Genomic DNA, 12,585 nt, shown 5'->3' on the forward strand with positions numbered 1-12,585 from the left:
GACAAACGAATGGAGAACATCTGGTACGCAGACGAGTGCGTAGCATCAGTAGCTGAGACACGGTCGAGTTCCTGAGCGTTCGTCTCTCCGTTCACCATCACGAGGCAACCTTCGTCGGCTACTGCTGACCTATTGCCCGTTAGATCGAATGTGTCATATTACATCCGATCTAGCCGGTCCAGTTTCAGTTTCAGTTTCACTCTGGTTGGCTCGCCTATATACAACCCCGGATCCAAGAGTGGCTATAGAGGGGGCGACGACACCACCACACCTACATCGGCCTATCGCAGTCACGCGCTCCCTCCACACCATCTTTCCCGATTCATGCCGCCAACGAACTCCCCATCTCTGATTCCGACACCGAACCGCTGTCTCGAGCCCACGTCCGTCGAGAAGCGCCGTGATTGCAACTCGAGAGGGACACGTAGACGATGCTAGTTGACAGAATGGACCGGTTGCTGTCCCTGCTGACGCGAACGGAGGCCGTATACGAGTGCCGTCGGTGTGGAATGACCGTCGACGAAGACACTGACAGCTGTCCCGAGTGCGGTTCGGAAGCGATCGTGCAGTACCGACTCTCCTGAGCACTGCGAGACGTCTCTAGGGTCCACGACCATCGTTGATTTGTGGCGGCCCCATCCCGAAGCAGTCCCCACGTTGCTTTATCCACATTGAGAGCGTATCTAACGCATGGCATCGTTTCTCGTCGTGTACGGGACTGGAGAAGGACAAACAGCGAAAGTGGCGAACCGGATTACGGCGAGACTCGAGAACCGAGGGCACGACGTTGTGATGGTCGACATCGAATCAATATCCGACGAGTTATCGATCGACGCGTTCGACGCTGCCCTCATCGGCTCGTCGATACACGTCGGGAAACACCACTCGGCGATCCCGGAGTTCCTCGCGTCGAATCGAGAAGCGTTGCACAGTCGGCCGACGGCGTTCTTCCAACTCTCGCTGTCGTCAGCGGTCGACGACGAAGAACGACGAGCGGAGGCGGCGGCGTACGTGGACGGGTTGCTTGAGGAAGCGGACTGGCACCCCGATCGGATCGGGCTGTTCGGGGGTGCACTCCGGTACTCGAAGTACGGGTTTCTCAAGCGACTGCTGATGAAACGGATCGCCAAAGACGCGACGGGCGACGTGGATACCGCTCGAGACTACGAGTACACGGACTGGAACGAGGTCGAGGCGTTCGCCGACGATTTCGCAGCCTTCGTCGAGGGACGAGAAGGAGACGATGGAGGACGGGGAACTGCGGAAGCTGGGAATCAGTGACCGATGCAGCGGCGGAGATCAGATCGGTCGCATCGACCGCTGAGCAAGACACAATCGAAGGGGAACGCGCTGGCTTGGAGTCGATCGGGCGACGCGTGATCAGTTTTCGATCGGCGATGTCTGTCCGGACTGGTCGCCGTACTTCTCACCGAATTCGCCGATGAGTTGGCCCATCTGTGCGTACCAGTCGTTGAGCATGCGCTGCAGTTCCTGCGCGATCTCGTCGCCGTCTCGCGGGAGGTAGACGTGGTAGTAGCCGCCCTGGTCGTAGTTGATCTGCTCTTTCTGGAGGAAACCGGCCTGCATCAGTCGCTGTACGGACCGGTAGGCGGTCGAGCGCTCGCGGTCGATCTCGTCGGCGATCTCGTCGACGGTAAGCGGGTCGTCGATCTCGTTCAGCAGTTGGAAGACGTCTTTGTCGATTTCCTTGAGATTGTGGAAACACTCCAACAGCCCCTCACACTCCATATCCTGCCGAAGCATTTCGCTCATTGAGTCGGGCATCAGTTGCCGATACTACGCGATAGCCGCTCAAAAGTATTTGCATAGTCGGTACAATACTGTGCCCGGCTGTGAGAATCGCTGTGTCGAACGATCGGCGACGCAACGAGTCGACGGTTAGCCGGTGGCGGGCTCGGTCGCGTCGTCGGTACCGGCAGCTCGCCGCGTCCGCCAGTATCCCTGCACGTATGCGCCGAGGAACATCCCGGTGACGGCCCACAGGATCGGGTAGTTGCCGATACCGACGCTCGCGTATGCAGCCCCCGGACAAATTCCCGAAACGCCCCATCCGACGCCGAAAACCGCACCGCCGACGACGACGTTGCGGTCGAATTCCTTCAGTCGGCGCGCGTATTCCCGAGCCGTCAACGGTGCCCCGTCGAAGTATCGAGTCGCAACGGCGAACGTGAGCCCGGTCACGGCGGCTGCACCACCCATAACGAACAGCAGACCGAAATCCTCGAGTTGCAGGAAATCCAGAACGACCTCCGGACGGGCCATCCCGCTGATCGCGAGGCCGACGCCGAAGATCAGCCCGCCGAGATAGACGATCGGCACGAACAGCGGCTGTCGACTCGTCGTGCTCACGGCACCACCCCCATCGCCTGGACGAGCTGTGCGGTCCCGATCGCGACGGCGAGGAACGTCGCCACGTTCACGAGCGAGGTTTTCGATAGCGATCCGACGCCGCAAACGCCGTGACCCGACGTACAGCCTTTGCCGAGTCGGGTACCGACGCCCACGAGAAAGCCGCCGCCGAGGAGCCGCCACCACTGGACGTCGGTCGTCCAAATTCCGTCTTGGGAGGCGATAGCGTAGACGGCCGCACCGCTGACGATACCCGCAGTGAACACGACTCGCCAGCCTCGCGAGCGGACGTACGTGTGCCGGTTAAAGCGCGACACGTCGGAGACGTACGACAGCGCCGACTCGAGAAACGTACTCGCGCCGGCGATGATCCCCGTGGCGAGGTAGATGATCGCGGTGCCGAGTCCGATGAGCAGGCCGCCGAGGAGATAGGGGACGACGCCCCGGGGAAAGAGCTCGCCGAGCGCAAGCAGCGGTGTGAGGTCGCTCATACTAGTTCGTAAGCGCCTCCTCGCTGGCCGCGCAGTTGTTCGGGCCGAGCTCGAGTTCGAACGCCTCCGTATCGTCCGGCGTTTGCTGCCCGAGGTTTGCCGCGATGATCGCCTCGTAGTTCGCCGGCTGCGGCGGCATATCGGCGACGACGGACTCGACGAACGCGGCTTCGTCCATCGACAGCGCGTCCATCGCGTCTCGCAGGGTACCGAGCGTCGCGGTGTACGTGCCGTCGTCGGCGGGCGTCGCGGCGTCGCTGAAGTGAGCGGGTGCGACGATCGTCTCGTCGGGCAGCGGTAGCACCTTCTCGGTGAGCGATTCGTACAGCGTCCGCGCCGCGTCGGTGGCCGCATCCGGATCCTCGAGGTCAGGGCGGGCGACGCTCTCCGTGAAGAGCCCGTCGCCGGTAAACAGTACGTTGCCGACCTTGTACGCGGTCATCCCTGTCGTATGACCCGGCGTGTGGATCGCGTCGATCTCGACGTCGCCAACTGCGAGCGTCTCCCCGTCGCCGATGGTCTCGTACGGGATGTCGTAGTCGACGCCGCGCGCCGCAGCATCGTCGGGCACGACCGGGGTTGCGTCGGTCCGATCCGCGAGCGACCGAACGCCGGAGACGTGATCCGCGTGAACGTGCGTATCCAGCGCGTACGCGAGGTCGGCGTCGAGGCGCTCCACGTCGCGGATGTAGTCGTCCGTGAACGTCCGGAGCGGATCGATGATCGCCGCTTCGCCGTCCGAAACGACGAGGTACGCGAGACAGCCGCTCGACGGACGCCGATACTGACCGATCGTCGCATCGACGTCGACGTCGAGTTCCGCGTACTCGTAGAGACGCGCCCAGCCGTTCATGCCGTCCTCGAGATGATCGACGTCGTAGCCCGCCTCGGCGAGCGTGTCCGCGATGAGCTCGCTGGAGCCGCCCTTTGCACACAGAACCGTGATCCGCCGGTCGTCGGGAAGCGCTGCGCGCAGGTCCTCCGGAACGCCGTCCAGCAGGTCGAAGTACGGATGGTTCACGATGTCGACGTTCGTCCCCTCGAGATGCCACTCGGCGAAATCGCTCTCCGAGCGAACGTCGAGGATGAATACGTCCGCACCGCTATCGATTCGAGCGCGTAACTCCGTCGGCGTGATCGCCGTGACGGCGTCGTCGCCGTCGGGGCTGTCGTCTTCGGTCATCGCTACCGCCGTCTACAGACCGATCGCCAATAAGGGTTTGCATAGTAATTCTATTTCTACACAATACCATTTGCAGATTAGATGGATTGTATGCCCGTAAGAGCGCATTTATCGATTACATTCCCAAATAGTAGTGTGTATATTCCACATATCCACCGACACGCTTTTACCAACAGGTCCGGTATTGTACGATGAATCCAATACAATGACCGACTACGAAATCGCGGAGACGCTCGACGTAACGGGACAGAACTGTCCGATGCCGGTCGTCAAGACGAAGCAAACCGTTGACGACCTCGACGACGGCGAGCTCCTGAAAGTCCTCGCGACGGATCCCGGAAGCATGAGCGACCTCGCCGGCTGGGCGGCAGCGACCGACGGCGTCGAACTCGTCGATCAGGAGGAGGGAGACGAGATCTTCACGCACTACGTGCGCAAGACGGAGTGAGACAATGAGTACGGACACATCACACGCACCCGAAGCCTCCGACGAGACGCCGGCCCGCGCCGAACTCGAGGCTCGAATTGCCGCCCTCGAGGAGCGACTCGCCGCCGCAGAAACTGACGGGGACGAGACGCAGCCGAAGGTATCAATCATCGCGACGAAAGGGACACTCGACATGGCGTATCCGCCGCTGATTCTCGCGAGTACCGCCGCAGCGTTCGGCTACGAGGTCACGGTCTTTCACACGTTCTGGGGGTTAGACATCCTCCACGAGGAGAAGTCGACGGACCTGCAACTGAGTTCGGTCGGCAATCCGAACGTGCCCGTGCCGAACGCGGTCGCGGCGCTTCCGGGCATGGACTGGCTGACGACGACGCTGATGGAAAAACGGATCGCGGACAACGACACCGCCACGATCGAGGACCTCGTCGAGACGTCGCTCGAGCTGGGCGTCGAATTCCAAGCCTGCCAGATGACGATCGATCTCTTGGGCTACGACGAGGACGACTTTTACGACGGGGTCACCGTCGGCGTCGGGGCGGCAACGGCGCTTCAGGATATGGCCGATTCCGACATCCAACTGCTCGTCTAATGCCCCGCTCATCGGCGAAGGATATCGATCCCAGCGACGCGGAGTACAGGGACCTCGGAGCGGGCCTTCTCGAGGAGGAGATGGGACCCAGTTCGGCGGTGGCACACCTGTACCGGGGCGAGATCCACCGGATGAAATTCTGGCGCGAACGGCTCGATCGGACGACGAACTGGGCCGTGCTCGTGATCTCGGCGATTCTCACGTGGGCCTTCTCGCGGCCGGGAATTCCCCACTATATCCTCCTCATCGGCGTCGCGACGCTCTCGGTGTTCCTGCTGATCGAGGCCCGTCGCTATCGAGCGTACGATATCTGGCGGAGCAGGGTCAGGACGCTGCAGGAAAACGTGTTCGCGTACGGACTCGACCCGTCCGCTGGCGTCTCCGATCCGAGCTGGCGCGAAGCGCTGAGTCGTGACTATCGGACACCCACGATCAAGATCAGCGCGGAGGAGGCGATCGCACACCGGCTCCGACGGGTGTATCTACCGCTGCTTACCGTCCTGCTCGCCGCGTGGATCGTACGAATCACCGCCTTCGCGCCGACGTCGTGGGCGACGAGCGCCGCGATCGGAATGCTCCCCGGACCGATCGTCATCGGTGCCGTGGCGGCGTTCTATCTCGGCGCCGTTTTCGTCGCGGTCCGTCCGCGCACGTGGTACGCGAAGGGGGAACTCCGTTCCGAAGAGTTGCGGAGATGATCGCGTCCGTCGCGTCGGAGCCACCCGGTCAGCATGCTCCGGTCAGCGGGACCCGAACCCGCAGCTACTAACAGGCGTCCACGAAGTCGGACAGGACGCGATTGAACGTCGCGGGCTGTTCGAGAAACGGACAGTGACCGCTGTCAGCGAAGCGCTCGAGGTCGGCGTCCGGGATTCGCTCGGCGACGTACTCGACTCCGCCCGTCTCGAGCAGCGTTTCGTCTTCCCCGAGACAGACGAGCGTCGGGACGTCGACGTCCTCGAGGACCGGTCGGTAATCGCGGACCGACTGGTCGAAGAAAATGGCGCTCTTTACCGACGGCGGAACGCGTGCAATTTCGTCGAACAGCAGCCGTGCCACCTCGTCGCTCGGTTCGCCCGCGAACATCTGCTCGATGAAGACGCGCCCCAGTTCGTGTGGATCCGTCTGTGCGAGTTCCATCAACTCGACGAACTCGTCGAAATCGAACACGCCGTGCTCGTAGTCGTCCCCCTCGAGGTCGAGCGGTTGTTGTTCGACGGAGACGAACCCGCGAAGACGGTCGGTCCCGAACTGGTCGATGAACTCCCAGGCGACCAGCGACCCCATCGACCAGCCGACGAGAACGACGTCGTCGAGCTCGCGCTGCTCGAGGAAGGCTTCGACGTCGGCGGCGTACGTGGGGAGCGTATGCCCCGTTTCCGTTTTCTCCGATCGACCGTGGCCCCGGAAATCGAGGACGATCGGCCGGTAGTCGCCGGCGAGAGCGTCCTGCTGCTCGGTGAAAAATCGGCTGCCCATCATCACACCGTGTAAGAAGAGGATCGGCGTTCCGCTGCCCGATTCCTCGTAGTAAAGCCGTGCGCCGTTGACGGTTTCAGCCGGCATGTGCGTAGATACGCAGCCGATCGGTTAGAAAGTGGCCCCGGATACCGAAGTCGCGTCGGCCGCTGGGCGAGTACGGCGCGATCCGCTCGCCGGACCCCGTGGTATCGATCACAGAGGGAAAGGGATACGGAGCGACCGATCCGCGCGCTCCGTCGTCGACATATCACACACTCTCCTTATACGGTGTCACACGCTAGGGGAAACGAATGCCCTCTTCACCTCGAGCGGATACCGACGCGGCCGTCCGTGATCGCGTCCGTCAGCAGGAGGTTATCGCCAACCTCGGACGACGAGCGCTCGAGACCGATGACCTCGATCAGTTACTGCACGATACCGCCGATGCTGTGGCTGAAACGCTCGATACAGAGTACGCAGCGGTTCTCGAGTTGCTTCCCGACGGCGACAACGCAATGCTCCGACAGGGCGTCGGCTGGCGCGACGGGCTCGTCGATTCGGAAACCGTTTCCGCCGATCGGGGTTCCCTGGCAGGCGCGACGCTTCGTTCCGACGAAGCGGTCGTTGTCACCGATCTCCGCACCGACGAACGAGTGTCCGGTTCCGAACTGCTCACCAGCCACGACATCGTGAGCGGGATCAGCGTTCGTATCGGCGCTCCGGAAAATCCCTGGGGCGTCCTCGGAACGCACACGACCGACGAACAGGGGTTTACGGAGCACGACGCAACCTTCGTTCGAAGCGTCGCGAAGCTTCTCGAATCGGCGATCGAGAGCGACCGGTCGCAGGAGGAACGCGTCGCGATTTACGACCGCATCTCCGACGGGTTCTTCGCGCTCAACGAAGACTGGGAATTCACGTATCTCAACGAGCGCGCTCACGAGTTGATCAACCCCGAAGGACGAGAACTCGTCGGCAAGAACGTGTGGAACGAGTTCTCGGGAGCGATGAATCGGGCGTTCAAGCCGAAATACGAGCGAGCGATGTACGAGCAGGAGACCATCGCGTTCGAGGAGTACTACCCTGCGCCGCTCGACAGTTGGTTCGAAGTCCGAGCGTACCCCTCCGAAACGGGCCTGTCAGTCTATTTCCGGGACATCACCGAGCGCAAAGAGCGCGAAGAGGAGCTCGAGCTCTTCCGGACGTTGCTCGACAATACCTACGACAGCGTCCTGGTGATCGACCCGCCGACCGGGAGGTTCCTCGACGCGAACGAGACCGCCTGTCAGCGCCTCGGTTACGACCGAGACGAACTGCTCGAATTGACGGTTCCCGACATGGACCACGTCTTCGCCGACCTCGAGGAGTGGCGATCCCACGTCGAGGACGTGAAAAACGAGGGTGCGGTGACGATCGAAGGCGAACACGAGCGAAAGGACGGGAGTACCTATCCGGCGGAAGTCAACGTGAGCTACATCGAACTGGATCGCGAGTACATGGTCGCCGTCGCCCGCGACATCACCGAGCGGAAGAAGCAGGAACAGCGCCTCTCAACGCTAATCGCGAACGTTCCCGGCGTGGTGTATCGCTGTAAGAACGAGCGCGGCTGGCCGATGGAATTCGTCAGCGACGCCTGTAACGAGGTGACCGGTTACGATCCCGAGGCGCTCGAGCGGGGCGAGGTTAGCTGGGGCGACGACGTTATGCACGAGGATGATCGCGAGAGGGTGTGGGAGACGGTGCAACAACAAGCGGCGAAGGGAGAGCCGTTCTCCACGACCTATCGTATCGAAACTGCCGGGGGCGAGCGGCGGTGGGTCAGAAGTTACGGCCGGAACGTCTTCAACGACGAGCGGAATCGCGTCGAGGTCGAGGGAATCATCTCCGATATCACGGAACGGAAACGCCTCGAAGCCACGCTCAAGGAACGCCGGCGCCAGCTCGAGGAGTCGAACGAACGGTTAGAGCAGTTCGCCTACGCCGCCTCCCACGACCTGCAGGAACCGCTGCGGATGGTCACGAGCTACCTGCAACTCCTCGAGCGACGGTACGACGACGCCCTCGACGACGACGGCGAAGAATTCCTCGAGTTCGCGGTCGACGGCGCCGACCGCATGCGCGAGATGATCGATGGGCTCCTCGAGTACTCCCGCATCGATACGCAGGGAGATCCGTTCGAACCGGTCGAGTTGGAGTCGCTCGTCGAGGAAGTACAGGACGACCTCCGGATGCGGATCGACGAGACCGATGCTCGAATTACCGTCGGCGATCTCCCCCGCGTCAACGGCGACGAGAGCCAGTTGCGGCAGGTATTCCAGAACCTCTTCAAGAACGCGATTACGTACAGCGGTGACGAATCGCCGCGGATTCGCGTCGATGCGAGTCGGCGAGGAGACAGGTGGGTAATTTCCGTTCACGACGACGGTATCGGCATCGATCCCGAGCAGCAGGATCGGATCTTCGACGTGTTCCAGCGCCTTCACAGCCAGAGCGAGCATTCCGGTACGGGAATCGGCCTCGCGCTCTGTCAACGCATCGTCGAGCGTCACGACGGCGAGCTCCGGGTCGACTCCGAACCCGGCGACGGATCGACGTTCTCGTTCACGCTCCCCGCCGCGTGATCGAGTCGGCGTTCTCCGACCGGTTACCGAGAGCTCTCGTCGGCGCCCGTCGCCTCGAGGACCTCCTCGACGGACAGTTCCTCGCCGTCGAGTTCGATCCACATCGCGTCGGGCTGGTCGACGTCAATCGACGTGATCGGGCCGACGACGGTGAACGCGTCGCCGTAGCCGCCGCCCGTAACGCCGCCGGCGCGGGTCGTGCCGTCGTCAGCTTCCTCGACGAAGTCCTCCGCCTCGTACGTTCCGCCCTCGATCCGCCCGCCGGAGGGACTCTCGTACGGCGCGTCTGCGAATTCGACGGCGCCATCGGCCGAGAACTCGTAGCCGGCAAGCTGTGCGTCGGGTTCGGTGACGAACGCGAGCAGGTGTTCCTCCGGCTCGGTTTCGTCCGAGCCCTCGCCGTCGTCGCCGCTGCTGTCGTCCGGCGACGGGTCGGCGCCGTCACTGCCGCCGCCTGCCGCAGCCTCTTCGGCCGAAAGCGGGACGCCCTCGACCGCCTCGGGAGAGGTGCGCTGCGGCGAGCCCGCGGACGAGCCGTCGATCGATCCGGAGTGGATCACCTCCGTCTCGTAGCGGACGTTCTCGAGTCTGGGTGTCGCGTCGTCCTGCCACTGGCCGTCGCCGACGCGGATGTCGCCGATCTCCGAGTCGGAGAAATCGCAGTCGACGACTTTCGGCGCGTTGTAGAATCCCCAGAAGCCGCAGTCGGAGCCGACGGAGACGCAGTTCTCGACGCGGCTGCCGTCGGTCCCCACGCGGAACGAGGACGAGACGCAGTCGGCCGCGTAGCTGTTCGTGACGATCACGTCGCCGCCGCCCCCGGCGCCGAGGCTGTGCTCGGGCGGGTCGCCCGGCGAACTGCCGTAGATCGCGTTGTCGGGCAGGTCCTGGATGTTGACGTTGTTGATCTCGATCGTGCCGCTGTGGTCGTTCGCGACGTAGATGCCAGTCGGCCCGTTCGGGTACGTGTCGCCGGTGGCACCGTCGGCGAAGTAGTAGTTGTCGACGACGCCGTCGCCGCTGACGATAAACGGTTCGGCTTTCGTCGTCTCGTCCCAGTTCCCGCGGATCCCGAGGTTGCGGACTTCCCAACCCGACCCCCGTGCGGAGATCTGGAATTTCGCGTTCCGCGCCGAAATGTCGATCAGCGTGTTCTCGAGCGTGTCGTCGTCGCCGAGCGTGATCGTGTGCGTCTCTCCAGCGGGGACCTCGATAACGTCGTAGTCTTCCTCGGCAGCCGCCGCCGAGCTGGCACCGGTGAGAGCGAGCGCGACTCCGCTTGCGGCGGCTTTCAAGCAGGAGCGACGATCAACTAGCGTTCGTTCGTCCGCTTCCGAACGAGTCTCCTCGGTAGTAGTCATCTACTCGTTCCGAGGAACAGTTCACGGAAGCCAGATTCTCTTCAACTGATCGGTCTTTATCCGATACAATCTTGATTAGATGAATATGTGTCTATACTAACAGTCAATCAGATCGTTTCGTATCGTGAGGAAATGTCCAAATAGTCTTGCGAGATTTAAGCAATATAACCCGGATCAAAATCAATTCTCGATATTTCGTTGTTTAGTCGATATGGTATACGCTTAGCAATTGTTCATTTCCAGAATTTCCGTATGAAACACAATATATCGGACCCTGTATTCCTCGGAGACCTACTCGCCGATCAGATTCCCTCTCTCGGCTACGGCTGAGCAGTCGAGCTAACGATATTGACTGAAATAGCATCGAACTGGCCCTATATTTCCAAGATTCGCATCGGCTGTTTCCATAACTCCTGAGGAACAGTTCGGCGATCGCCCGCCATAGAATTGTATATATTATACATTACTATAACTATCAGAGACCGCAGTCAGTAGAGGTCAGGGAGATACTCGGCGTTCGCAGCGAGCAGGTCGTCGATCATCTCGTCGATCGTCTCGAGATCGAGCGCGGCCGCCGTCAGCGGATCGAGTTTCACGGCCTGTCGCAGGGCAGTCTCGTCCCGCTCGAGGATCGCGTCGACGGCGCGGTCCTGCACGGCGATGTTCGAACGGTTCAACGATGCGAGCTGCGGCGGGAGGGTGCCGACGGAGCAGGAACGAACTCCCCGACCGTCGATTAGACACGGAACCTCGACGCAGGCGTCGTCCGGGAGGTTGGCAATTGCATCGGTGTCGTTCCGGACGTTGAGATTCATGCGGCGGGGCTCGTCGGTCTCGATCGAGTGGATGATCCGGGATCCGTAGTCGGCGGAGCGATCCAGTGCGACGTCGTCCTCGGTAACCTCGAACTCGTCCTCGAGAGCCGGCTGGTAGGACCGCCAGTGTTCCAGATACCGCCCCGTCGGCATCCATTCGATCGTGTAGTGGCCGAAGTCTTCGTCCGGCGTTAACTCCTCGATGAGGGCGTCGTCCGTCCGGAAGTACGGGAGATACTCGCTCAGGTGGTGGCTCGATTCGGTGATGAACGCGCCGAAGTGGTCCATCACGTCGAACCGGACCGGATCCTGTTCGTAGATGTCGGGATCGGACGCCGCCTCGCGGAGTGCTGGATAGCAATCCTCGCCGTCGTGCTCTAACTCGAGGTACCACGCCATGTGGTTGATGCCGGCGACCCAGTGCTCGAGGTCGTCGCTCGAGACGTCGAGGTAGCGAGCCAGAGCCTCGGTCGTGTGCTGGACGCTGTGACAGAGACCGACGACGTCGACGTCGGTCGCCTCGTCGACCGCCCAGCAAAGCATCGCCATCGGATTGGTGTAGTTCAACAGGAGCGCGTCGGGACACAGCTCCTCCATGTCGCGGGCGATATCGAGTACCGTCGGGGCGGTCCGCAGCGCGCGGAAGACGCCGCCGGGGCCGAGCGTGTCGCCGACGGCTTGCTTCACGCCATAGTCTTCGGGGATGCGGATCTCGTTCTCGAACGGTTCCTCCCCGCCGACGTTGATCATATTCAGGACGTAGTCGGCCCCCTCGAGGGCCTCGCGCCGATCCGTCGTGGTTCGGATTTCGCCGGGGAGCTCGTGGTGGTCGACGACCGCCTCGCCGACCTCGGCGGTCCGTTCGACCCGGTCCGGGTCGATGTCCATCAGCGTGATCGTACTGTCCTGCAGGCGCTCGAACGAGTAGATATCGGTCAGCAGGTTCGTCGCGAAGACGACGCTCCCGGCGCCGATGAAGGTGATGTTCGTCATTGGAGACCCTCAACTTCGGCGAGGCGGAGATACTGTGCCGAGCGAGCGTGTCGGGAACCCGTCCGAGTACGGTTCGGCGACGTGCGGGCGATGTCGGGCGGTCGTTGACGACGCTGTCGAGGGCGTTGAACTGGCATGCCTCATCGAGCGTTCTTATCGGTCATAAATCCCTCGACAATTGGTCTCACGGACCGAACCGACTGCACAACCGGAACCCGACGGTGAAGAAATCGACACTGGCCGGTTTCGTCCC

Annotated in this window: 12 protein-coding genes; 5 read left to right on the top strand and 7 right to left on the bottom strand. The window is 62.1% G+C overall.

What is annotated here, in order from left to right; all coding sequences use genetic code 11:
- The first annotated feature begins 690 nt into the window (after window positions 1-690).
- Complete coding sequence (locus HALXA_RS18665) at window positions 691-1,281, top strand: flavodoxin domain-containing protein (RefSeq protein WP_013875821.1); 591 nt, start codon at window positions 691-693, stop codon at window positions 1,279-1,281.
- A gap of 99 nt (window positions 1,282-1,380) precedes the next feature.
- Here the strand turns inward: HALXA_RS18665 and HALXA_RS18670 are convergent, their stop codons facing one another.
- From HALXA_RS18670 to HALXA_RS18685, 4 genes are all read right to left on the bottom strand, one after another.
- Window positions 1,381-1,785, bottom strand: coding sequence for a helix-turn-helix domain-containing protein (locus HALXA_RS18670; protein WP_013875822.1), 405 nt, complete (start codon window positions 1,783-1,785; stop codon window positions 1,381-1,383).
- Between the two features lie 114 nt (window positions 1,786-1,899).
- Window positions 1,900-2,370, bottom strand: coding sequence for a DUF6691 family protein (locus tag HALXA_RS18675; RefSeq protein WP_013875823.1), 471 nt, complete (start codon window positions 2,368-2,370; stop codon window positions 1,900-1,902).
- Window positions 2,367-2,861, bottom strand: coding sequence for a YeeE/YedE family protein (locus HALXA_RS18680; RefSeq protein ID WP_013875824.1), 495 nt, complete (start codon window positions 2,859-2,861; stop codon window positions 2,367-2,369). The genes HALXA_RS18675 and HALXA_RS18680 overlap by 4 nt, the downstream gene beginning before the upstream one ends.
- Before the next feature lies 1 nt (window position 2,862).
- Window positions 2,863-4,044, bottom strand: coding sequence for an MBL fold metallo-hydrolase (locus HALXA_RS18685; protein WP_013875825.1), 1,182 nt, complete (start codon window positions 4,042-4,044; stop codon window positions 2,863-2,865).
- A gap of 205 nt (window positions 4,045-4,249) precedes the next feature.
- Between HALXA_RS18685 and HALXA_RS18690 the strand changes: the two genes are divergently transcribed.
- The 3 genes from HALXA_RS18690 to HALXA_RS18700 are packed head-to-tail and all read left to right on the top strand — an operon-like array spanning window position 4,250 to window position 5,779.
- On the top strand, window positions 4,250-4,492 hold the full coding sequence (locus tag HALXA_RS18690; RefSeq protein ID WP_013875826.1) for a sulfurtransferase TusA family protein: 243 nt from the start codon (window positions 4,250-4,252) through the stop codon (window positions 4,490-4,492).
- A 4-nt stretch (window positions 4,493-4,496) separates the two neighbouring features.
- Window positions 4,497-5,081 carry a DsrE/DsrF/DrsH-like family protein gene (locus HALXA_RS18695; protein WP_013875827.1) on the top strand — a complete coding sequence of 195 codons (585 nt, stop codon included), beginning with the start codon at window positions 4,497-4,499 and terminating at the stop codon, window positions 5,079-5,081.
- A complete protein-coding gene (locus tag HALXA_RS18700) occupies window positions 5,081-5,779 on the top strand; it encodes a DUF2270 domain-containing protein (RefSeq protein WP_013875828.1) in 699 nt (232 codons plus the stop codon). The genes HALXA_RS18695 and HALXA_RS18700 overlap by 1 nt, the downstream gene beginning before the upstream one ends.
- Window positions 5,780-5,846: 67 nt before the next feature.
- On the opposite strand, the gene HALXA_RS18705 is transcribed toward HALXA_RS18700, so the two are convergent.
- Window positions 5,847-6,647: an alpha/beta fold hydrolase gene (locus HALXA_RS18705; protein WP_013875829.1), complete on the bottom strand. Its 801-nt coding sequence runs from the start codon at window positions 6,645-6,647 to the stop codon at window positions 5,847-5,849.
- A 206-nt stretch (window positions 6,648-6,853) separates the two neighbouring features.
- Between HALXA_RS18705 and HALXA_RS18710 the strand changes: the two genes are divergently transcribed.
- Window positions 6,854-9,163, top strand: a complete 2,310-nt coding sequence (locus HALXA_RS18710) for a PAS domain S-box protein (protein ID WP_013875830.1) — start codon at window positions 6,854-6,856, stop codon at window positions 9,161-9,163.
- A 23-nt stretch (window positions 9,164-9,186) separates the two neighbouring features.
- On the opposite strand, the gene HALXA_RS18715 is transcribed toward HALXA_RS18710, so the two are convergent.
- Window positions 9,187-10,524: a right-handed parallel beta-helix repeat-containing protein gene (locus HALXA_RS18715; protein ID WP_013875831.1), complete on the bottom strand. Its 1,338-nt coding sequence runs from the start codon at window positions 10,522-10,524 to the stop codon at window positions 9,187-9,189.
- 488 nt (window positions 10,525-11,012) lie between these two features.
- Entirely contained in the window at window positions 11,013-12,332 is a 1,320-nt protein-coding gene (gene melA, locus HALXA_RS18720) for an alpha-galactosidase (protein WP_013875832.1), read from the bottom strand.
- Between the last annotated feature and the right edge of the window lie 253 nt (window positions 12,333-12,585).

The sequence above is a fragment of the Halopiger xanaduensis SH-6 genome, from assembly GCF_000217715.1.
GTDB classification, from domain to species: domain Archaea; phylum Halobacteriota; class Halobacteria; order Halobacteriales; family Natrialbaceae; genus Halopiger; species Halopiger xanaduensis.

What these genes read in the sequence shown, in the direction of transcription:
- HALXA_RS18715 (WP_013875831.1), bottom strand. Translation starts at nt 10,524, where the DNA reads ATGACTACTACCGAGGAGACTCGTTCGGAAGCGGACGAACGAACGCTA.
- HALXA_RS18685 (WP_013875825.1), bottom strand. Translation starts at nt 4,044, where the DNA reads ATGACCGAAGACGACAGCCCCGACGGCGACGACGCCGTCACGGCGATC.
- melA (WP_013875832.1), bottom strand. Translation starts at nt 12,332, where the DNA reads ATGACGAACATCACCTTCATCGGCGCCGGGAGCGTCGTCTTCGCGACG.
- HALXA_RS18690 (WP_013875826.1), top strand. Translation starts at nt 4,250, where the DNA reads ATGACCGACTACGAAATCGCGGAGACGCTCGACGTAACGGGACAGAAC.
- HALXA_RS18670 (WP_013875822.1), bottom strand. Translation starts at nt 1,785, where the DNA reads ATGCCCGACTCAATGAGCGAAATGCTTCGGCAGGATATGGAGTGTGAG.
- HALXA_RS18680 (WP_013875824.1), bottom strand. Translation starts at nt 2,861, where the DNA reads ATGAGCGACCTCACACCGCTGCTTGCGCTCGGCGAGCTCTTTCCCCGG.
- HALXA_RS18695 (WP_013875827.1), top strand. Translation starts at nt 4,497, where the DNA reads ATGAGTACGGACACATCACACGCACCCGAAGCCTCCGACGAGACGCCG.
- HALXA_RS18710 (WP_013875830.1), top strand. Translation starts at nt 6,854, where the DNA reads ATGCCCTCTTCACCTCGAGCGGATACCGACGCGGCCGTCCGTGATCGC.
- HALXA_RS18705 (WP_013875829.1), bottom strand. Translation starts at nt 6,647, where the DNA reads ATGCCGGCTGAAACCGTCAACGGCGCACGGCTTTACTACGAGGAATCG.
- HALXA_RS18700 (WP_013875828.1), top strand. Translation starts at nt 5,081, where the DNA reads ATGCCCCGCTCATCGGCGAAGGATATCGATCCCAGCGACGCGGAGTAC.
- HALXA_RS18665 (WP_013875821.1), top strand. Translation starts at nt 691, where the DNA reads ATGGCATCGTTTCTCGTCGTGTACGGGACTGGAGAAGGACAAACAGCG.